21 protein-coding genes are annotated in these 22,393 nt (G+C 34.1%); all 21 read left to right on the top strand.

Annotated features, from left to right (window positions below):
* Positions 1-29: 29 nt before the first annotated feature.
* The 21 genes from FHT21_RS01930 (at position 30) to FHT21_RS01830 (ending at position 22,198) form a co-directional block, all read left to right on the top strand.
* Entirely contained in the window at positions 30-533 is a 504-nt protein-coding gene (locus FHT21_RS01930; protein WP_167293115.1) for a UpxY family transcription antiterminator, read from the top strand.
* A 150-nt stretch (positions 534-683) separates the two neighbouring features.
* Positions 684-2,483, top strand: a complete 1,800-nt coding sequence (gene asnB, locus FHT21_RS01925) for an asparagine synthase (glutamine-hydrolyzing) (RefSeq protein WP_167293114.1) — start codon at positions 684-686, stop codon at positions 2,481-2,483.
* Positions 2,484-2,493: 10 nt separating this feature from the next.
* The gene (locus FHT21_RS01920; RefSeq protein WP_167293113.1) at positions 2,494-3,603 is read left to right on the top strand and encodes a glycosyltransferase family 4 protein; all 1,110 of its coding nucleotides are present in this window, start codon (positions 2,494-2,496) and stop codon (positions 3,601-3,603) included.
* Positions 3,604-3,629: 26 nt separating this feature from the next.
* A complete protein-coding gene (locus FHT21_RS01915; RefSeq protein ID WP_167293112.1) occupies positions 3,630-4,484 on the top strand; it encodes an ABC transporter permease in 855 nt (284 codons plus the stop codon).
* Positions 4,481-5,617, top strand: a complete 1,137-nt coding sequence (locus FHT21_RS01910) for an acyltransferase (protein WP_167293111.1) — start codon at positions 4,481-4,483, stop codon at positions 5,615-5,617. The genes FHT21_RS01915 and FHT21_RS01910 overlap by 4 nt, the downstream gene beginning before the upstream one ends.
* On the top strand, positions 5,610-6,872 hold the full coding sequence (locus tag FHT21_RS24905; protein WP_243853831.1) for an ABC transporter ATP-binding protein: 1,263 nt from the start codon (positions 5,610-5,612) through the stop codon (positions 6,870-6,872). Before FHT21_RS01910 ends, FHT21_RS24905 begins: the two co-directional genes overlap by 8 nt.
* Positions 6,865-7,554 carry an FkbM family methyltransferase gene (locus FHT21_RS01900; protein WP_167293110.1) on the top strand — a complete coding sequence of 230 codons (690 nt, stop codon included), beginning with the start codon at positions 6,865-6,867 and terminating at the stop codon, positions 7,552-7,554. Before FHT21_RS24905 ends, FHT21_RS01900 begins: the two co-directional genes overlap by 8 nt.
* Complete coding sequence (locus FHT21_RS01895) at positions 7,554-8,357, top strand: glycosyltransferase (RefSeq protein WP_167293109.1); 804 nt, start codon at positions 7,554-7,556, stop codon at positions 8,355-8,357. Before FHT21_RS01900 ends, FHT21_RS01895 begins: the two co-directional genes overlap by 1 nt.
* On the top strand, positions 8,344-9,138 hold the full coding sequence (locus FHT21_RS01890; protein WP_167293108.1) for a glycosyltransferase family 2 protein: 795 nt from the start codon (positions 8,344-8,346) through the stop codon (positions 9,136-9,138). The genes FHT21_RS01895 and FHT21_RS01890 overlap by 14 nt, the downstream gene beginning before the upstream one ends.
* Positions 9,139-9,195: 57 nt before the next feature.
* Positions 9,196-9,876 (top strand): hypothetical protein, encoded by a 681-nt coding sequence (locus FHT21_RS01885; protein WP_167293107.1) that lies wholly within the window; start codon positions 9,196-9,198, stop codon positions 9,874-9,876.
* 101 nt (positions 9,877-9,977) lie between these two features.
* Entirely contained in the window at positions 9,978-11,339 is a 1,362-nt protein-coding gene (locus FHT21_RS01880) for a glycosyltransferase (protein ID WP_167293106.1), read from the top strand.
* On the top strand, positions 11,336-12,262 hold the full coding sequence (locus tag FHT21_RS01875; RefSeq protein ID WP_167293105.1) for a glycosyltransferase family A protein: 927 nt from the start codon (positions 11,336-11,338) through the stop codon (positions 12,260-12,262). The genes FHT21_RS01880 and FHT21_RS01875 overlap by 4 nt, the downstream gene beginning before the upstream one ends.
* Positions 12,259-13,206 carry a glycosyltransferase family 2 protein gene (locus tag FHT21_RS01870; protein WP_167293104.1) on the top strand — a complete coding sequence of 316 codons (948 nt, stop codon included), beginning with the start codon at positions 12,259-12,261 and terminating at the stop codon, positions 13,204-13,206. Before FHT21_RS01875 ends, FHT21_RS01870 begins: the two co-directional genes overlap by 4 nt.
* Positions 13,203-14,222: a glycosyltransferase family 4 protein gene (locus FHT21_RS01865; protein ID WP_167293103.1), complete on the top strand. Its 1,020-nt coding sequence runs from the start codon at positions 13,203-13,205 to the stop codon at positions 14,220-14,222. The genes FHT21_RS01870 and FHT21_RS01865 overlap by 4 nt, the downstream gene beginning before the upstream one ends.
* Complete coding sequence (locus FHT21_RS01860) at positions 14,223-15,452, top strand: glycosyltransferase family 4 protein (RefSeq protein WP_167293102.1); 1,230 nt, start codon at positions 14,223-14,225, stop codon at positions 15,450-15,452. It begins immediately after the preceding gene.
* The gene (locus FHT21_RS01855; RefSeq protein WP_243853829.1) at positions 15,449-16,738 is read left to right on the top strand and encodes a glycosyltransferase; all 1,290 of its coding nucleotides are present in this window, start codon (positions 15,449-15,451) and stop codon (positions 16,736-16,738) included. Before FHT21_RS01860 ends, FHT21_RS01855 begins: the two co-directional genes overlap by 4 nt.
* 1 nt (position 16,739) lies before the next feature.
* Positions 16,740-17,609, top strand: coding sequence for an aldo/keto reductase (locus FHT21_RS01850; protein ID WP_167293101.1), 870 nt, complete (start codon positions 16,740-16,742; stop codon positions 17,607-17,609).
* Complete coding sequence (locus FHT21_RS01845; RefSeq protein WP_167293100.1) at positions 17,599-19,143, top strand: GMC oxidoreductase; 1,545 nt, start codon at positions 17,599-17,601, stop codon at positions 19,141-19,143. Before FHT21_RS01850 ends, FHT21_RS01845 begins: the two co-directional genes overlap by 11 nt.
* Positions 19,133-19,948 (top strand): FkbM family methyltransferase, encoded by an 816-nt coding sequence (locus tag FHT21_RS01840; RefSeq protein WP_167293099.1) that lies wholly within the window; start codon positions 19,133-19,135, stop codon positions 19,946-19,948. The genes FHT21_RS01845 and FHT21_RS01840 overlap by 11 nt, the downstream gene beginning before the upstream one ends.
* 2 nt (positions 19,949-19,950) lie before the next feature.
* Positions 19,951-21,099 (top strand): glycosyltransferase family 4 protein, encoded by a 1,149-nt coding sequence (locus FHT21_RS01835; protein WP_167293098.1) that lies wholly within the window; start codon positions 19,951-19,953, stop codon positions 21,097-21,099.
* Complete coding sequence (locus FHT21_RS01830; RefSeq protein WP_167293097.1) at positions 21,089-22,198, top strand: glycosyltransferase family 4 protein; 1,110 nt, start codon at positions 21,089-21,091, stop codon at positions 22,196-22,198. Before FHT21_RS01835 ends, FHT21_RS01830 begins: the two co-directional genes overlap by 11 nt.
* The last annotated feature ends 195 nt before the right edge of the window (positions 22,199-22,393 follow it).

The following is a 22,393-nucleotide window of genomic DNA, read 5'->3' as shown; positions in this document are numbered from 1 at the left end:
TAAGGGTTTCATTATAAAGACTAAGCATAATGATTGATCAGAATTACAGATGGTATCCGGTTTATACGCGATCGAGGGCAGAGAAAAAGGCTTACAAGGAATTGGTAAGAAAAGGCATTAACGTATATCTACCTCTAAAAAAAACAGTTAAACAATGGAGCGATCGCAAAAAAATAGTTGATGAAGCATTAATTAAGTCTTACCTATTTGTGTATATTTCGGCCAAAGAACATGCTGAAGTTTTGATGACCAATGGCATTGCCAGGTTTCTCTATTTCTCTGGACAAATAGCCGCCATACCCGAACAACAAATTCAAGATCTTAAACTTTTACTGGCCACGGATGCAGATCTGGAGGTTTTTGAATATGATATAAAACCAGGGGCGCGCGTATTGATCAAGGCAGGCCCATTTAAAGGGATTATTGCCGAATTGGCTTCTGTGCACAATAAACAGCGTATTATTTTGCGTTTACAAAATATGGGTTACGCGATTGAAATTAACACCTCTGTTGCGTTTGTAGAACCGCTCTAGGTGATTGGAGATGTGAGCTGAGATCGAGCTCAATAAGATATATAAAAAAATAATCAGTGCATTTTTAAAAGAAAATGTGACTGAGGGGGCGAAGCTGTGCCCGGGCAAGATGGAAGTAGGTTGTGGTAAGTGGAAAAACAGGAAGTATAAATGTGTCGGATTGCAGGTATAATTGATAAAAACAGATCAATAGAACAGATCAAACAGGAGGTTAAAGGCATGTGTACCATAATGGCGCATGGCGGCCCCGATGATGAGGGCTTCTATACCAATACCAACGTAGGCCTTGTGATAGGTCATAGGCGTTTGGCTTTGATCGATCTCTCTCCTAATGGTCATCAACCGATGAAATATAAGGCAGATGAACTTATAATTTCCTTCAATGGAGAAATCTACAATTACCCGGAGCTCAAAAAAGAACTGCAAAACTTAGGCTTTCTATTCAATACCGAAAGTGATACCGAGGTTATTTTAGTTGCCTATGCAGCCTGGGGTATAGCCAGTTTTGCAAGGCTTAAAGGCATGTTTGCCTTTTATCTATTCGATGCCCAGCTTAAATGTAGTTATCTGGTCCGTGATCTATCAGGTATTAAACCATTGTATTATTGCGCTACAGCACTAAGTCTAGTTTTCTCTTCAGAAGTTAAGGCTTTTGCAGAAACCTCTTATCATTATACCGAACAACCTGATTGGAAAATCTATTTTCTCGCTTTTGGGCATATACCAGAACCATACACCACTTTTAATGAAATTTTGATGTTGCCAAAAGGGCATTACATGGAATGGCAACATCAATCGGATACCTTCGAAATTAAAAATTATGTCCAACATCGGCATGTTGAAGAAATTTTGGGCAAAGAGGCCGCTAAATTAGCTTTAGAACAAAATTTACGGGCGTCAGTAAAAAGACACCTCCTATCTGATGCCAAGATCGGTGTTTTTTTAAGTGGTGGTATTGATAGTAGTATCTTAACGCTACTGGCCGATGAAATTACGAATCAGGATTTAAGTACCCTGAATACCATTTCTATCAATTTTGAAGAAACAGCCTATTCAGAAAAGGCCTTTCAGGATATAATAACCGAAAAAATTAATGGGAAGCATTCAGGATACACCATTACCCCATCTATTTTTTCAACGTATTTCCCAGCTGCATTAAAAGCTATGGATCAGCCTACTGCAGATGGCATCAACTCATGGTTTGTTAATTATTTTGCAAAAAAAAACGGCTTAAAAGCTGTTTTATCGGGTATCGGTGCCGATGAGCTCTTTGGCGGCTACCCTTCCTTTAAACGGATGGGCTTACTTAAGCAGCTGAAAAAATTACCGAAACTCATTCTTAAAAAAAGCCTCGCCTTTAATAACTCCGGATTAAAACGTTCCTATTATTTAAGTTATCAAAATACGGCTGGCGAATATCTTTTTTTAAGGGGAATATTTACCCCCGATGAAATCGCAGCTTTGTTAAATTTCTCAATAGAAAAAGTAGATCGTGTATTAAAAAATATAAATATTGCCTCCGCTCCAAATCATTTAGATAACGGAGAAAGGGCCAGTTGGTTGGAATGTAATTTATACATGCAGAATCAATTGCTTAAGGATACCGATACCATGAGCATGCAGCATGGTATAGAAGTCCGTGTTCCTTTTTTAGATCAGGACCTACTAGGTATCGTTAAATCTATTAAACCTAAGTTAAAATTTGGGGCTGATCGTCCTAAATCACTTTTAATTGATGCATTTTCTGCTATACTGCCAAACGCAATATGGAACCGAGAAAAAATGGGCTTTACATTTCCCTTCCAACTGTGGTTAAAAAAAGATGAACAGTTTCTTACTTCAATAAAAACTGAAGGAAACCAATTTGCATCAAAAATGGTTAACGATTTTAGACGGGGTAATTTACACTGGAGCAAAGTGATGGCGCTTTATCAGGCGTTTAGGGTTTAAGAAAAAAAGATTGAAAAACAGAAAAGTTCTATTTCTTAGCTTACACACTTTCAGTTTAACCGGTGGAATAGAAAAAGTAAGTAAAACTTTTGCAAAGACGCTTGATGACCTGAAAGCCAGTGCGCAAATCAAGTCTTACCAGGTTTTATCAATGTATGATGATCAACCCGATCTGGCCTACGTGGCAAAAGATTCATTTAAGGGATATCATGGCAAAAAAACAGCTTTTGGTTTAACAGCTATCAAAGCGGGATTAAAAGCAGATGTAATTATTTTAAGTCATGTTCATTTACTACTCTTTGCACGGATCATCAAAATGTTAAAGCCAGGTGTTCGTATCGTGCTTTTTGCCCATGGAATAGAGATCTGGAATGCCTTAGCGGGCTGGAAAAAACAGATGCTGAACAGTATAGAAATCTGGGCGGTAAGCCGGCATACAGCAGATCAGATTATATTGCATCACAAAGTAGCCGAAAACCGGATTAACGTATTGAACAATTCTTTAGACCCCTATTTTAAATTAGAAAAATCGATTTCAAAACCGGCTTCACTCCTCACAAAATATAGAATTAACAATAACCAAAAGGTATTGTTAACCATCTGCCGTTTATCTTCATCTGAACAATATAAAGGTTACGATCTTGTTATCGAATGCTTAGCACAGGTAATCAAAATTTATCCAGATTTGGTTTACTTGTTGGTTGGAAAAGCAGACCAGGCAGAATTAGCGCGAATTAATAAGCTCATTACCCAATCTAGCCTGCAAAAAAACGTCATACTTACAGGCTTTGTAGCAGATGATGAACTTGTTTTACATTATCAATTAGCAGATGTATTTGTAATGCCGAGCAAGGCAGAAGGATTTGGACTCGTTTTTATTGAAGCTGCTGCCTACGGTTGTAATGTACTCGGTGGTAATGCCGATGGCAGTAGCGATGCACTGATGGACGGCAAACTGGGTACCCTTCTAAACCCTAATGATGTGGCAGCTATTGGTGAAGCAATTATCACTTCGTTGCAAAAAGAAAGACATCAAGCCAAAGCAACCCAGCAGCTATGTTTTGAAACATTTGGATACAAGCAATACCAGGAAAAAGTAGCTAACTTACTATTAGTTTGAGGAGATAAAGATGAATATAAACAACCATGCATAACGAAGAGCACACCTGGACCATTGAGGCTAAAGCTTCTTTATTCGATTTAAAGCTTAACGAAATTTGGGCTTACCGCGATCTGCTTTGGTTATTGGTTCGCCGAGATTTTGTTTCTTTCTATAAACAGACGATATTAGGCCCATTGTGGTTTTTCATACAGCCCTTATTTACCACCATCATCTTTACCTTTATTTTCGGTAACCTGGCAGGTATCTCCACCGATGGGCTACCTAAACCATTATTTTACCTGGCCGGTATCACTGCATGGAATTACTTTGCAGATTGTTTAACCAAAACATCAACTGTTTTTAGGGATAATGCCGCGATTTTTGGAAAAGTCTATTTCCCCCGTTTAATTATGCCACTGAGTATAGTGGTGAGTAACCTGGTACGCTTTGGCGTACAGATGATCCTTTTCCTGATCATGTTTATTTATTATTATTTAGCTGATGCAAGTTTTCAGCCTTCCTGGGCCATTACACTGGTTCCCATTGTGGTAATTTTAATGGCCTTATTGGGCCTGGGCACCGGGATGATTATTTCGGCTATGACCACAAAATACCGTGACCTCGCATTTTTGGTAGGATTTGGTGTACAATTGTTGATGTATGCCACGACTGTTATTTATCCGCTGTCTACCGCCATTGAAAAATACCCAAAATATGCCTGGATTATAAAATATAACCCTATGACACCAATTATTGAAACCTTTAGATATGGATTTTTGGGTGAGGGGAGCTTTAGCTGGAGTAGCCTGGGCTATGCAACTGGTATTACAACTGCCCTGCTGTTTTTTGGGATAGTAATTTTTAATAAAGTAGAACGAAATTTTGTTGATACAGTTTGATTAAAATTACATCAGATCATGGTGAAAGAATGCCAACAATTGATGGTATGAGAGGTATAGCTATTATTGGAGTTATTTTATATCATTTTTTCTCCAGATGGATACCTCCAGCTAATACAACACTATTTTATCCTTATGGTGATAAGTATAATTTCTTTAGCTATGGTCAATATGGCGTACAACTATTTTTTATGATTAGTGGTTTTGTGATTGTAAAAACACTAGAAACTACGAATTCGACCAAGCAATTTTGGATAAAAAGATTGATCAGGTTGTGGCCACCTTTAACGATATCTTCAATTTTGATCTTTTTATCTTTGATGTGGTATGATAATGATTTTTTGTTCTCGAATGGGCATAAAATCAACAACTTGTTTTCGAGTATTACAATGATCAATCCAAATATTCTTAATAAATTAATTAAAACTAATGTTGACTATTTAAACGGATCATACTGGAGTTTGTGGCCAGAAATACAGTTCTATTTTTTATGCAGTACCGTATACTTTTTTGATAAATCAAATTTTTATAGAAACTATTTCATATTTGCTATTTTAATCAATTTGATGTTATTCATTTTAACGGCAGATTTTTGGAGCAGGTATTGTACAAATCAGGGATTACCTTTAAATATTGCTTACCTAGGTACAACCATAAATACATATTTCAATTTACCAGATTTCATCAACTATTTTTCAATCGGAGTATTTGGCTATGCGATATACAGCGATAAAAATATTTCGAAAAAATCACGTTATCTAAAGATTTTCGTATTCTCTTTCTTTATATTAATTCAACTATTATCTCCGCATGCTTATCAATCACGAAAAATGGTGGTAATTATAGTTACTATATTTTCACTATTTATCTTTAATCAGAAAATGATACGTGTTTTGGACAATAAGTTATTGATTAAGATTGGTGTATCTTCATACTTCTTGTACCTAATACATGAACCTGTTGGTGTATTGATGATTAACAAGCTAGGAAACTATTTTCAAGACTATACATTTCTAACACCACTAATAGTAATAAGCATTCTTATTTATTTTTGCATACTTTTTCATAAAAGAGTAGAAATTTGGTGCATTAGTTTTTTAAAATTTCATTTGCTTAAAAAAAAAGATGTCTAAAGTCGCGATAAAAGCAGAAAATATTGCAAAGGCTTATCAACTAGGACAAATTGGTACAGGCACAATTAGTCGTGATATAGAACGCTGGTATGCCCGCATGCGAGGCAAAGAAGATCCATTTTTACGAATTGGTGAAAGCAACAATCAAAATACCAAAGGCACAAGCGATGTGGTTTGGAGTTTAAAAGATATTAACTTCGAAATTGAGCAGGGAGATGCAGTGGCCATCATCGGAAGAAATGGTGCTGGGAAGAGTACACTTTTAAAAATACTAAGCAAGGTTACTGCACCAACTACAGGCAAAATATCCGGTAAAGGTAGAATAGCCAGTTTATTAGAAGTGGGTACTGGTTTTCATCCAGAACTATCGGGTCGTGAAAACATATTTTTGAATGGCGCCATTTTAGGTATGCGTAAAAAAGAAATCCAACGCAAATTAGAAGAGATTGTAGACTTTGCAGGGATTGAACGTTATCTGGATACCCCTGTTAAACGATATTCATCAGGAATGTACGTACGCTTAGCCTTTGCTGTTGCGGCTCATTTAGAATCAGAGATATTGATCGTGGATGAAGTATTGGCCGTTGGTGATGCAGAATTCCAGAAAAAGTGTTTGGGCAAGATGGGCGAAGTCAGTAAAGGAGAAGGAAGAACTGTGTTGTTTGTGAGCCATAATATGGAATCCATCCTTAAGTTATGCCATAATGGGATTCTCTTAAAAAATGGACAATTAATTAGCTATGATTCTTCATCGAAAATATGTGAGGAATATATAATGCAGAATGAACAAATTCAAAGATCAAAAATTATAGAAAACCATAATCTAAATGAATTTTTAAAAGTAAATTTATTATTGATCGATAAAGTTAATTACAATCAATTTGATGAAGTTAATTTCGAAATTGAACTTGAATCTAATATTCAAAATAAATTGGACTGCATAGCTCTAATCATCATGGATAGCTTCGGTAACCGAATTGCAATATTAGATTTACGTTCAAAAGAACTGTTAGAATATTCCATAATTTCAAAAAAGATAAAAATTAAGGGCAAAGCCTATAATATAGGTATTATGCCTGGTGATTATAGCATTGGTTTGGCAATTGGCTCACAGAATTGTACTGGTGATTTTCTGAACCTAATTGGATTTCAAGTAATTTCAAACTCAATAAAAGAGAACGAATTCCTTCCTTTCGCAAAAAATGTCTCTGGAAATTTAGCAATAGAATTTGATTTCAACACAAACTATGGGTAGAATATATTACAGTCAATCCGGTCAGGATAAATATTTAAATGATCAACTGTTCAAGAACAAATCTGGCGGTGTCTATTTGGATATTGGGGCAAATGATGGTATTACTTATAGTAACACCTATTTCTTTGAAAAAGAACTTAAATGGGTTGGAATTTGTATTGAACCTATACCGTCAGTATTTAGTAAATTACAACAGTCGAGGAAATCGATTAATATTAACGGCTGCGTAGCTGATTTTGAAGGTGATGGGATTTTCTATGAAGTTACTGGTTATGCTGAAATGCTAAGTGGTTTAAAATCCAAATATGACTCCCGTCATTTGAAGAGAATTGAAGATGAACTGAAAAGCCATGGGGGTTCAATAAAAGAAACAACTGTAAATTGTTATGATTTAAATAAACTTTTAAAGAAATACAACATTGATAAAATTGATTATTGCAGTATTGATATCGAAGGAGGAGAATTAGATGTTTTAAAAGCTATTGATTTTGACAATATTCACTTCCGTTCAGTGTCAGTCGAAAATAATTACCACGATGAGCGCATTCATAAACATATGAAAATTAATGGATTTAAGAAAATTGCGATCTTGGGAGGCGATGAGATTTACGTAAAAAAAAGAACAGGAATTATTGGAAGGATAAGGGATTTCTTTTATTTTAATTTTGGATTTGCTTATTGATGCTAAATAATAAGTTACCAATATCCGCAATCGTTGTGGGTTATAATGAAGTGGGTTTTTTAGTAAATTCTTTACCTAAGCTAGCCTTTTGTGACGAGATACTTTATTATGATTTGGGTTCAACAGATACTTCTGTTGAGGTTGCGAACAACTGCGGTGCCAAAGTAATCCATCATGACAAAGTTCCTGGATGCGAATGGATACATGCAAAATATGGAGATAAAACAAAAAATAAGTGGATTTTGATAACAGATCCCGATGAGATAATTGATGATTTTACTATTGAGAACATCCAGAAACTTTTTAACGAAAACAAACTAACGGACGACATTGGTTGTATTTTAGCTCCGATATTCTACTATTTTAAGAATAAAAAACTCCTCGGCACAATATGGGGAGGGGAAAAACGTAGATTGCTTCTCGCTCACAATGAAAAGTTTTCATTTACTGCCCACGTTCATCAGGGGCGGCAACTTAGAGATGGATATATCCCGTATCATTTATCAAGCGACAATCAAAATGGGATAAAACATTATTGGGCTAATAGTTATCTTTTCTTATTTAAAAAGCATTACCGATATTTAAAAAATGAGGGTGATGCACGATTTCAAAATAGCCAGCGCACCTCATTAAAAGAATTAGCTCTAGCCCCTTTAAAATCATTTAGAATTTGTTTTTTTCTCGCGAAAGGCTATAAAGATGGATTTACAGGATTATTTCTTTCTTTATTCTGGTCTTGGTATGAAACATCTGCTCTTATTAGGCTATATGGTATTCAGATAAAGCAAAGTGCAAAACATTAAAATTTCTATTATTACCATTAACCTTAATAACAAGAATGGTTTATTAAAAACTATTCGGTCGGTTGTTAATCAAACATATCCAAATATAGAGTATATTGTAATTGATGGCGACAGCAATGATGGATCGAAAGATCTTATATTTCATTCCAAAATACATAAAATAGTATCAGAAAAGGACACAGGAATATATAATGCCATGAATAAAGGAATTAAACTGGCAACAGGAGAATTTCTGATGTTCTTAAATTCTGGAGATTTTCTATGTACAGACACAATTGTAGAAAATGTGGCAAAATACATTTCATTAAAGAACTACGATATATTTTTTGGAGACCTGAATATATCAGGAAACCGTTACAAATATCCAGATCAAATAAATTTAAGATTTCTATTAAACTATGCTATTCCCCACCCTTCTACTTTCATTAAAAGAAAATTGTTCAATAATGATGAACTTGGGGTTTATCATGAAAATTATAAGATAATTTCAGATTGGACTTGGTTTATAGATGCTTATATTAAACAATACCGATTCTACCGTATGAACTTAATCGTTACTGATTTTGATACTTTTGGCATTTCATCAATAAACCATGAACTAAATGCCAAAGAAAGGAATAAAATAATGCAAGAAAAATATCCGAATTTTTTAGCCGAATTAATAGAACCCAATCCATCTAAAAGTTTAAGTACTAAAATAATACTTACCAAATTGAAGAACAGGATAATATCACTTTCTTCATATTTTTTAAAAGCAAAGGGTAAAAATAACAATAGTTAATATAGCCAAATTCCATTGCTAAAGCAATTATGCTACAAGCATATATCCAAATAATTTATGATCCGATTCGAGGCAATTTATTTTATCAATTTAGACTATCGTACCGATCGACGAGATAAATTTGAGCGAAACTCAAAATATTTAGGTGTCGAAAATCTTATACGTTCAAGAGCGGTTCAGAGTGATGAGGTTGAATTGCATAATTGGCCAGGATCTGCAAGTGAGCTCGCCATTAGATTAAGTCACATTAAAACATTAGAAGATGCTAAAAACAGGGCATATAATTTTTTTATAATATTTGAAGATGATACAATAATTCCCAGATCATTTGCAAGAGATTTATCCAAATTACTTCGCAATACCCCTTCTGATTGGGACATGCTATATCTATATGCTGAAAATCATTTTTTAAAACCCATCGCCGTAAATGATAGTGTGGTTAAATTACAGAATACCCTTGGTTTAGTTGCTGTTGCATATAGAAATAAATCGCTTGACAAAATCATAGAGAAGCTGAAAAGTGACCTTAGATGGGTTGACTCTGTAATGGCCGATCTCCATAAAGACTTAAATGTGTATGCCCCAAAAGAATCAATAGTTAAGCATGCTTTCGGATACAGTGACAATTTGCAAAAGTTTATAGATTACAAGAATATTTTTTTTTTAAAAGTGGTTGTTAAAATTCTAAATTTCATGAATATTCGTAATCAAAAAAATAAGCGCCGTAACAATAATTAAAATATATTCTCTACCCTGCCACTGCATTTTTCAATTTTGTAACATTTAACTAAGAGGATTTAACCAATAAAATATAAAGTAGTTTTATCTAATAAAATCCATTGATTGATAATAAAGATTTAAATATCCTAAATAGATTGAAAATTCTATTTATCCTCCCAGAATACTACCCACATTCAGGTGGAGGTATTTCCACTTATTATTTGCATTATATAAAAGCTTTAGCATCTAGTTGTGCTAAAATTAAAGTTATTGCAGGTAGTGGTTATATTCAAAATGAATCAGATTATGAATTCGAAGGTATACAGATTGAATTTTTAAAACCCGATATTTTCAAAAAATATCTGTATTTATTTCAACATCTTAATGCTTTCCCTGAATATCAAAGAAATGTTGCCGCAGCCTGGGCCATGTGGGATCAAAGTAAAAAAGGAGACGGTTTTGATATAATTGAATGTACGGATTTCGCAATGGGCTACATTCCTTGGCTTGTCCACCATCAAAAATTTGTAATCACCAGATTACACGGGAGTAGTGGGCAAATAGAATTTAATGAACCACTAAAATCTGAGCAACTTTTTGGTCACCTGAACCGATTTACAGAATTATCGCTATTGCCGTTGTCAGATATTCTAATTGCCAATAGTAAATCAAATCAATCCTTTTGGAAAAAATCACTTGATAATGTTTCAATTGAATATGTTTATCCTGTATTTCAATTCAATAAATCAAAAATTGATTTAAGGATTAAATCAGAAAAAGGTATAGTAACAGGCAGGATACAGCAATGGAAAGGACCAGACATTTTATGTTTAGCAATGGAAAATATTTCAGACAATATTACTATTGAATGGTATGGTAGCGACACAAAATTTGACCAAAAAATAAGCAAATCAAAAGATTTATATAATAAATATCCAGCCATATGGGGGAAAAAAATAACCCCATTATCTCCAGTTGAACAACCAGAATTATTTAAATTACAGGCTACTGCGAAATTCGGAGTAGTTCCCTCAACTTGGGATACTTTTAATTTTACTTGCCTCGAGTATTTAGCACAAGGCACTATTGTAATCTGTTCAGATAAAACTGGGGTGTCAGAATTGATTAATAATGGACAAAATGGCTTTAAATATTCTGCAGAAAACATCGAAGAGTTATCTGCATGTTTAAAAAAAGTAATCAAGCTTACCGATGTAGAATATTTAACTATTGCATCTAATGCGCAAAATAGTTTATTTGAAAAATTATCACCAGAAATAATTATTCCACAAAATATTAACCTTTACAATCGTTCAAAAACCAACTTTGTACCCAGTGAATTAAACGAGTACCTCGCATACAATTTTAAACCTGCTGCAAGAAATCAAGGAATTTATTCAATACTTGAACAGCAATCGCTAAAAACACTGATTAAATACACTTACACTAGACTTAAAGAGAAGATAATTAATTCATTTTGAATACCATAGCCCTTTGCATTCCGGCTTATAATGCTGAAAAATTTCTTCCACGTTTGTTGGACTCTGCAATGAAACAGATTATTCCTTTTGATGAGATTCTTGTCTATGATGACTGCAGTACAGATTCAACTGCAAAAATCGCCGAATTTTATAAGGCTATAACTGTCACTGGCGACAAGAATATTGGCTGTTCCAAAGGAAAAAATATAATTGCAAACATAAGTAAATCAGATTGGATACATTTTCATGATGCTGATGATGAGCTATTACCGAATTTTACAACTCTTGCACATAAATGGATAAATAATCAACAAAATTCGGAAGTGATATTATTCAATTATGAATACAGAGATAACCAAACCGCTGACCTAATTGATATTAGAAAATTTGATGCTGAAGCGTTAAAAGATGATCCTATTAAATATGCCATTTCAGAACAGATCAATCCTTTCTGTGGCTTGTATAATAAAGAAAAATTTTTAGCTGTAGGAGGATATGATACTGATCAAAAAGTATTATATAATGAAGATTGTGCAATGCATATTAAACTTGCGATTGCAGGATTTAAATTTTCCGTCGAGTCCGAAATCTCAATCATAAATTACAGGATTAAAAACTCAATGTCACAAGGAAATCAGTTGAAGTGTTTTGAGGCGCAATACCAGGTAATGAAAAAATATGCCGCTGTCGCTCCAAAAAAATATGATGTCACTTTTGGATATAAATTATGGGAAATTGCCGGTCTCGCAGCGTCACATCAAAACTATCAGTTAGCTAACAGTTGCGTAGCAGAAGCAAGAAAGTTAAATGTAAAAAAACCGCCCGGTTTTACACTATTCGGGATATTGTGTATCCTTCAACCCTATTTGGCAATTAAGTTACGTGAAAAATACATTCGATTGTTTAAGTCAGAATTAAGATGACCGACTTAATTTCCATAGTCATTCCCGTATATAATACAGAAAATTTTCTTAAAGATGCTATCGAATCTATTTTGAGGCAAACTTATTCAAATAAAGAAATTATTATTATTGATGATTGTTCTACTGATAAATCATTTGAGATAGCCAAATCTTATGAGTCAGATATAGTAAAAGTATTTAAGATGCCTCAAAATTCAGGACAAAGTGCTGCGTCTAATTATGGAATAACAAAAAGCAAAGGTTCTTTTATCAAGCTCTTTGATGCAGATGATTTAATGAACAAGGAGCACTTGATGGATCAATATCTGGCAATAAAGCATCAACCATCTCACATTGCTGCAGGGCAAATAAAGAGATTTTTCAATAATGATTTAAATACCGCGCTGCACGAACCTTTAGCCAATTGGAGTAACCTATCCCCCCTTGAATGGCTGTTAATAGACAATGGGAAAGGCCTTGGAATGATGCAATGTGGCATGTTTCTCATTCCTCGAGAAATCTTAGTACAATCAGGATACTGGGACACAAGTATATCAATGATGAATGATTTCGAGTTTTTTCCTAGATTATTATTTCTTTCGGAGAAAATTATTTTTACAGAAAAGGCTCTAGTATATTACAGGAGTGGCAATAAGGGTTCATTATCTAATCACCTATCTGATAAAGCTTTAGAATCTGCCCATCAAGCTCTTATTAAAACCTCAAACTTGATTTTATCTAAAGAAACTTCGAAAAGATCAGCGCAAATACTTGCTATGTATTGGAGTGATTGGGCCTATATATTTTATGGCTTGAATGCAGAATTATATAAGTCGGCTGTTTCAGAATACAAAAAATTAACAGGAAAAGAATACAATCCAAAAAATTCGGGCTACACCAAAATTTCAGATTTAATAATCGGTTGGAAATTGACAAAAAAAATCAAAAATTATTTAAGTAAATGAGAATTGCAATTATAGCAGATCCTTTCATTCCTGTACCTCCAAAAAATTATGGTGGTATCGAACGTATAATTGATATGCTCGTAGATGGATTGATAAAGAATGGTCATAATGTTATACTTGTTGCACATGCCGACTCTATTGCTAATTGTGAGTTAATAAAATATCCGGTCACATCAAAGCTGAATCTGATAGGCAAGATACAAGTAATTGCAAAAGTCAAGCATTTTCAGCCGGACATTATTCATAGTTTTGCAAGATTAGCCTATTTAACCTTATTGCTTCCAAAATCTTATGTTAAAATCATGTCTTATCAGCGTGAACCAACCATAAGTCAGATAAAAAAAGCTTTACTGCTATCAAAGAAAAATACTTTGACTTTTACAGGATGTAGTAATTATATAAGTAATCAGATTAAACCTTTTGCAAAAGCATTTACCGTATATAACGGATATCCAGACAAAACTTACACCCCGAAGTTCGAAATAGATAAGTCAGCGCCATTACTTTTTCTCGGTCGCATTGAGCATGAAAAGGGCACTCATTTAGCAATAGAAATTGCAAAAAAAACTGGCAGGAAATTAATTATTGCAGGAAATATCCCAGATAAAAGTAAAGCTTATTTCATCGAACAAATTGAGCCAAATTTATCCGGACAGATACAATTTATTGGAGAAGTAAATGATCAGCAGAAAAATAAAATACTTAGCGAATCTTCTGCTCTATTGATGCCCATACTTTGGAATGAACCATTTGGAATTGTAATTGTAGAGGCCATGGCCTGTGGAACACCAGTTATTGCTTTAAATGCAGGGGCAATTCCAGAAATAATAACCCATAACAGATCTGGATTTGTTTGCCAATCAGTTGAAGAAATGGTAAATAGCGTAAATAAACTGCATACCATTAACAGAGAATCTGTTTATCAGGATGCCCAAAAGTTTAATCAGACCAACATTATCAATTCTTATATATCTCTTTATAAAATGCTCTTAAGTAAATCCAGTGGTGTAAAATAAATGTTGCCAAATCTTACAAAAATAGTTTTATTAACTTCAGGCCAGCCTACATTAAACCCAAGATTGGTGAAAGAGGCAGACGCGCTCACATCTGCTGGTTACGATGTTACAGTAATCTACCAATTTTGGAATGAATGGGCAAGCCAATATGATAAAAATCTTCTTGCCAGGAAAAAATGGAAAGCAATAATGGTTGGTGGAAGTCCAAGAAAGAACAGACTAATCTTCTGGCAAACCAGAATAATTCATAAAATATTCAGAACTCTTAACAAGTATATCGCTACAGATCTATTCCCAGAGCTAAGTATTGGTAGGTGTACCTACCAATTATATAAAAAAGCCCTAAGTGTTAAGGCAGATATTTACATAGCACACAACCTGCCAGCACTTCCCGTAGCTTTTAGAGCTGCTAAAAAAATAAATGCGAAATGTGGTTTTGATGCAGAAGACTTTCACCGTTTCGAAAATTCAGATGATATAAATCATCCTATGGTAAAATTGAACAGTCTAATTGAGGAGAAATATATGCCGCTTGTCAATTACATAACGGCAGCAAGCCCACTTATCAAAAAAGCATACCAAAATATTTTTAATAGGCAGATTACGACCATTTTAAATGTTATGGAAAATAATGATGAAACTATTAAAAAAACCAATCATGACAGAAATTTAAGGCTTTTTTGGTTTTCACAAACCATTGGTGAAAACCGTGGCCTAGAGAACGTTATCAGTGCCATTAACCAAAGTGTTTATAAATATGAATTACATCTTTTAGGTGAAATTAGCCAAAATTATAGGCTCGAACTACTAAATTTAATTGATGAAACAAATGGATCTATTATCCACTTTCATAACCCGATTGATCAGGATGAAATAATTAGTTTCGCGTCCGATTTCGATATTGGCTTAGCGTCTGAGCCTGGATTTTCTACCAATAATAATTTTGCATTGAGTAATAAAATTTTCACTTATATCCAAGCAAAACTCACAGTAGTAGCCAGTAATACACCCGCCCAATCATTATTTTTAAATCAAAATGATAAAATTGGTAAAATTTATGATTCTAATGATCTAAAAAGTCTAGTCCAAATACTTGATTTTTATCAATGTAATAGAGGTGAGTTGGATACATCAAAAATTAAATTAAGTGAGTTAGCTACTGAAGCTTTTAATTGGGCAATCGAAAGCAAAAAATTCTTGAGTATTATTAATACAGTTTTAAACCATTGAAAAAACTTTTAATCATATCGCCCTATTTTGCACCTTCCAATGCGGCAGATATGCAAAGGGTAAGAATGAGTTTACCTTTTTACAGAGAATTTGATTGGGAAGTAGAAGTAGTTTGCGTAGCAGAAAAATATACCGATGCCGTGTTTGATTACCTATTAAATGAATCTATTCCCGATGACATCAAAATACATCACATTAATGCTTTGCCTAAAAAGATAACTTATAAGTTTGGTTTGGGCAGCATTGCCCTCAGGTCGTTATGGCATTATAAAACTTATGTAAATAAACTCTTAAAGAAAGAAAAGTTCGACCTTATATTTTTTTCGACTACACAATTCCCAGTTTGCGTACTGGGCCCATATTGGAAAAAGAAATTTGGGATACCTTATGTCATCGATATGCAGGATCCTTGGTTTACGAATTATTACGAAGATAAACCTAAACATAAAAGGCCTAAAAAATATTGGTTCTCCTATCGGTTAGATAAATACCTTGAACCAATAGCCATGCAGCATGTAAGTGGTTTAATTGCAGTATCTGATGCTTATATAGAAGATTTAACCATACGCTACCCCTACTTACTAAAATTGCCAAGAGCAACCATTACTTTTGGCGGCTTTAAAAAAGACCTGGAAATTGCCTCCAAGCACAACGCTAATTTTAAACTTTCATTTAAAAAAAATCCTGACTATAGGCACATCGTTTATGTGGGTAGAGGAGGGTTCGATATGCAAAGAGCGGTAATGATACTGATGAAAGCATTTAAAGAAGGCTTAAAAACCAACTTCGAAACGTTCAAAATATTAAGATTTCACTTTATAGGCACAAGTTATGCACCATTGGGCAGCGGGGAAAAAACATTGCTCAGTGTAGCAGAAAAACTTGGTGTTGGTAATTATGTAACCGAGCAAACAGATCGCATATCTTTTTACGAAAGTATTTATAACCTTCAAAGTGCAGATGCATTATTTATTCCCGGACACGAAAAACCTGCTTACACAGCATCGAAAATGTATCCATACATCATGACCGAAAAACCTATTATAGCTGTTTTTAATTTGGAAAGTAGTGCAGCCCAATCATTAATTGCGTGTAAGGCAGGTTTTGTCGCTGATATACTGGACTTCAAAAAATCGATCGTCAAGGTTAAATGTTTCCTAAAAAGTATAGCTGAGGATAAGGCTTTTAAAATTGAAACCGACTGGAAAGAATTTGAACAATATAGAGCGAAAGCGACTACTAAAAAGCAATGTGACTTATTTGATGATGCTTTAAAAGTATCTTAAAATGGAAAGAATTTCAATATCAGATCATTTGGGCTTTGGTTGTGTGGGTTTAGCAACCTACAAGAGTTTAAACTATTCTTTAAAATTATTGGAACAGGCTTACCATAGCGGTATTAATTACTTCGATACGGCACCAATATACAGCAAAGGCTATTCTGAAATTATTTTGGGAAAGTTTTTACAAAAGAAAAGGGATAAAGTTTTAGTTTCTACAAAATTTGGGCTTGGTCACGTAAACAGCGGTTTAGTTCCGGCAGCCATGGCCATTTATTTGAATCAGCAACTCAGATCAAAAGAAACGGAACGGTTAACGGATAGCCCGCCTTCAAAAATAGACTTCCGTAAAATAGATAAACCCGACATTGAAAAATGCTTAATGGCTTCGCTTAAACGTTTAAAAACAGATTATTTAGACTGCTTTTTACTACACGAAGGTTTATCAAGTTTTTTAACCGACGAAGCATTCTTCTACCTGCAAAGCATTAAAACTGCGGGGATTGTAAAAAAAATCGGCCTCGCAACAAATTATTTTAACCTGAAAGATGATCAGCAGTTAAAAGATTGGGATATTCTGCAATACGATCATCATACATCCAGCCAAAATCAGGATGGTTTTGTAAGCCTATATCCTAATCAAACACACATTTATCACAGTACCTTAAAAAGAATAAAAAAGGTAGCTATTCCCGGGGCTGAAGCAAAAGAAATAGCAGGAATAGTGCTGGCCGGTGAGATCAGAAAAAACCCTAACGGAAGGATTTTATTTGCAACCGGTAACAACACTCATCTCCAACAGAATTTAATAAGTACCGAAAAATATTTGTCTACAGATCTGCAAACACTAAACAGGCTATTAAACCATGCCTTTTAAAGCATTTAACAGCTCATTCTCCTTGCCCGAAACCGTATTCGATTTTACCATTATCGGAGCCGGCGCAGCTGGTATTTGCTTAGCTGTAAATTTAAGCAAACAGGGAAAACGCGTAATGCTTATTGAAAGCGGATCGATTGATCTCCAGGCAAAATACCAGGTGCTTAATAAGGTAATTTCAACAGGAAAAAAAATGAACGGCATTACCGATGGAAGAAAAAGAGCCATCGGAGGTACAACGATAGCCTGGGGCGGCCAATCGCTACCTTTTTCACCCATTGATTTTGAGAAAAGAGAATGGCTAAACAATAGCGGGTGGCCCATAAGTTATGAAGATATTTATCCATATTATGCCGAAGCAAATGACTTTATGGGCATAACCAGTAATCATTATTATGGTGAAGAGGCATTAATTGAAATAAAGCTGAAGAATCCTGGTTTTGATGAGAATATATTTGATTATCATACTTCAAAATGGGCTGAAGAACCTAATTTTAAAAAACGCTATCAAGATTATTTAGAAACAAATGTTTTTGTACTCTATCATGCTACCTTGAACGATATTGTATTAGAAAAAAACAGCATCAAAAATATAGAAGTTGTCAATTTCGAGAAGAACAGCCTCAATATCCCTGTAAAAAATCTCATTATTGCAGCCGGGGGTATAGAAAGCAATAGGATTTTATTGAGCTATCCGCAACTGTGTGAATTGTATAAAAATCATCACTTGGTTGGAAAAGGGTTTATGGATCACCCCTGTTTAGATATAGGCGAAATAATCACAAAAGATGAATTCAGACTTCAACAATATTTTAGTACTCATCTTTACAAAAAAATGAAAACGAGCATACGCTTAAGCTTGAGCAGAAACTGGCAGCAAAAAAAACAAGTTTTAAATGGCTCAGTTTGCCTATTTTTTGAGCTCGATTCAAATCTTAACATCTATCATAAAATAAAAAGATTAAAATACCAATGGTCTACTCACACCCTATATGGTATTTTAAGAAATATGGGTAAGTTGTCAAAAAGCCTATATGCTTATCTTGTTAAATCATTTATCTATAAGCCAGGTGCAAGGGCAATTATTTCACTAATGGTTGAACAGGAATCCATCCCACTAAGCCACATCACCTTAGCCGATGAACTGGATAATCTGGATCAAAAAAAAGTTCAGGTAAATTGGGACATTGGTTTTACAACGTGGAGTACCATTATAACCATAAGCGATAATCTAAAAAATGAATTTGAAAGATTAAATTTTGGAAAGGTCAATTATAATGAGAATATAACAATTGACAATAAGGATTGGAAAGAGTTATTATCAGATGTAAATCACCACATGGGCGGCTGCAAAATGAGTGATACTCCAGAAGCGGGCATTGTTGATAAAAACCTAAAAATATGGGGTATAGACAATGCTTTTGTTGCAAGTGCAGCGGTTTTCCCAACTGCCTCTCATTCTAATCCGACACTTACCTTATTGGCGTTATGCCAAAGATTATCCACATATTTGAATAACGTTCATGAATCGTAGATTAAAAAAATACGTTAAGTCGGCTCTGTCCAAAATATTAGGAAATAATGAGGGAATCAGCGTTGTTAAAGTATTAACAGGTAGTGCAAAGGGGATAAAATTAACCCTTGATCTTAAAAAAGAATCTTCATATTGGCTTGGTACTTATGATAAATGGATACTCGATAGAGTAAATCTAGATCACATTATTAAACCTGGCTGGGTTGCCTGGGACTGTGGTGCTTATGTTGGTTTTTATGCCTCTATTTTTAGAAAACTAGTTGGTACAAACGGTTTTGTTTATGCTTTTGAGGCATCAAAAGAGAACTTCGACCGGTTAAAAAATCTTCCTAAGATAAACAATTGGGAAAATGTTTTTATCCTGAACGAAGCTGTGGGCCCCGACCATACTGTTATCAATTTTATTTCAAATCAAGGAGGGGCATCTGGCCCTGTAACTGAAACCCGGGGATTAAATGAAGTTATAAAAATAGAACAGGTCGTATCAAGGGGAGTAGATGAATTGGTACTCGACATGGGAATAAAGCCTCCAAACCTAATCAAATTCGACCTAGAAACAGCAGAAATATTTGCACTTGCAAATGGAGACCACGTTTATACTACGTATAAACCGATATTATTATTAGAGTTGCACGGGAGGGATTGTTTAATAGCTGCTTCTAAATTTTTGGATAAGTACAATTATATGGCACAGGATATTTATTTTCTGCCAGAAAAAGAGCGTGCCTGGTATTCATCAAGCAATCCCCTATCAAACGAAACCTACGAGCCCCACATGTTATACTGTACTCCCACAAAAAATTAAGCTTGAAAAAATTAGCGATCGTTGTTTCACACCCTATACAGTATTATGCACCGGTTTTTAAATTACTGGCAAAACAATGTGATTTAAAAGTATTTTATACACTAGGTAATCTGTTAAGTGAAGTAAAATATGATTACGGATTTCGGAGAAATATAACATGGGATATTCCATTATTAGATGGTTATTGCTACCAGTTTGAGGAGAATACATCCAAACAACCCGGCGACTATCATTTTTCAGGGATAAAAAATTTATCGCTTATTAATGACATAACATCCTTTAATCCCGATGCATTGTTGATTTATGGATGGGCATACCATAGCCACCTTAAAGTTATACGTTATTTTAAGGGTAAGGTACCGATTTGGTTTAGGGGAGACTCAACTATTATTGATGATCAGAATTTTATAAAGAAAAAAATCAGAAAACTTTTCCTTCTTTGGGTTTATAAGCATGTTGATTTAGCATTTTATCCAGGGTATGCAGCCAAAAGATATTTTAAAGCCTTTGGATTAAAAGAAACTCAGTTGATATTTGCACCACACGCGATTGATAACGAAAGATTTTCTGATGATAAACATTTTGATTCACTAAATATAAGAAAACGCCTGGGGATTGAAGAAGAACAAATTTTAATCCTCTTTGCAGGAAAGTTAGAATCAAAAAAAAATCCTATACTACTTCTAGAAGTTTTTAAACAACTTAACCGATCAGATGTACATTTACTATTTGTAGGAAATGGAATATTGGAAAATAGCTTAAAAGAAAAAGCTTTACCCTGCAAAGATCAAATACACTTTATTGATTTTCAAAATCAAAGAATTATGCCATCTGTCTATCAGGCAGCTGATTTATACTGCCTTCCTTCCAAAGGTCCAGGAGAAACGTGGGGTCTTTCGGTAAACGAAGCAATGGCGGCCGGAAAGGCTATTATAGTTTCAGATAAGGTGGGTTCAGCGGAAGACCTGGTGCAGAAGCAAAATGGTGTAATCTTTAAAAGCGAACAAACAAATGATCTATTGGACAACCTTAACTTAATATTGGATAAAGAAAAGCTTAAAACAATGGGAATATCCTCAAAAAATATTATAAAAAACTGGACAATTGAAAAACAAGTTGTAGCTATAATCGAATCATTAAATGCCTGCTAAACGATTACTTGTTTTTTGTGGTGGTAGTTTCGTATTCGGAGCAGAAATCGTTACACTTTCAATTTTAAAAGAACTAAAAAGCAGTAATATAGACATTCACTGTATAGTTTCTGGTTGGAATGACGGAACTTTTATTAGTCGGCTATCACAACTCGGCATTCCCTATACTGAAGTTAAATTAGGCTTTTTTTATATCAGTAAACCTTTGTGGACTTTAGATACATTAATCAACTACCCATCTGCTATTATTAAGATAAAAAAAGTTATTAAAGATTTTAAACCAGATGCTACTTATCATACTACTTTTAGAACGATATTAATGATAGGTTTTTTGATCAAAAAAATCAAAAATATATTCTTTGTATTCGATCCACATTATGGTAAGCTAAACAAATTCTACTTTAAACATTGTAATAAATATACTTCTTTATATGTGGCTGTCTCCTCTGCAATAAAAGATAATCTAGAAAAAATTGGTGCAGTAGAAAGTAAAATAATCATACTTAGAAACGGAATTCAAATAAGTAATATCTCATTATCATCTCCGTATAAAAATGATAATGTATTAACATTTGGGATTATTGGACAGATAATTGAGCGCAAAGGCCATGTTTATGTTATTAAGGCATTAAATATTCTTATTAAACAAGGTTACAATCTTAAAATTATGATAATCGGAAGTGGAAATGAGGTTTTTAAAGAAAAACTACGTACCGAAATCAAAGATTTAAATTTAGAACATTATGTTGAATGGAAAGATTTTATTGATTCAAGAGATATTCTTTACAGCCTGACAGACATTGTATTGGTACCCAGTATAACAGTTGACCCATTACCTACTACAGCTATGGAAGCAGGTTTATACTTTAAACCCGTTATTGTAACCGACATAGGGGGATTACCAGAAATAGCAATACATGGTAAAACCGGTTATATTGTGAAACCTGAATGTGAACATTCACTTGCTAAGGCTATGGAAGTTTTTTTATTAAACGCTAAAATTATTGAGTCCTTTGGACAAAATGCCCACAAGCATATTACAGAGAATTTTAATGTTAAACAGAATATTGATCCTTTAAAAGAATACATAAATATATAATAGCCAGACAATATATCAAACCCAACAGAAGTTAAATAGTTGGTTATAAGTACTAAAATATAAACTGAAATATTAGCTATTGAATACATTTAAAAAAGTCGATCGTCCCCTACAGATCGTATTAATGCTCCTTTTAATATATGCGGTAACATCTAAAAACCCATTGTTAACAACGTTCACCGTAATTACACCATT

This window comes from Pedobacter sp. SG908 (genome assembly GCF_011759615.1).
GTDB classification, from domain to species: domain Bacteria; phylum Bacteroidota; class Bacteroidia; order Sphingobacteriales; family Sphingobacteriaceae; genus Pedobacter; species Pedobacter riviphilus.
The sequence above is the reverse complement of the archived record's forward strand: the minus strand, read 5'-3'. Positions and strand labels throughout refer to the sequence as shown.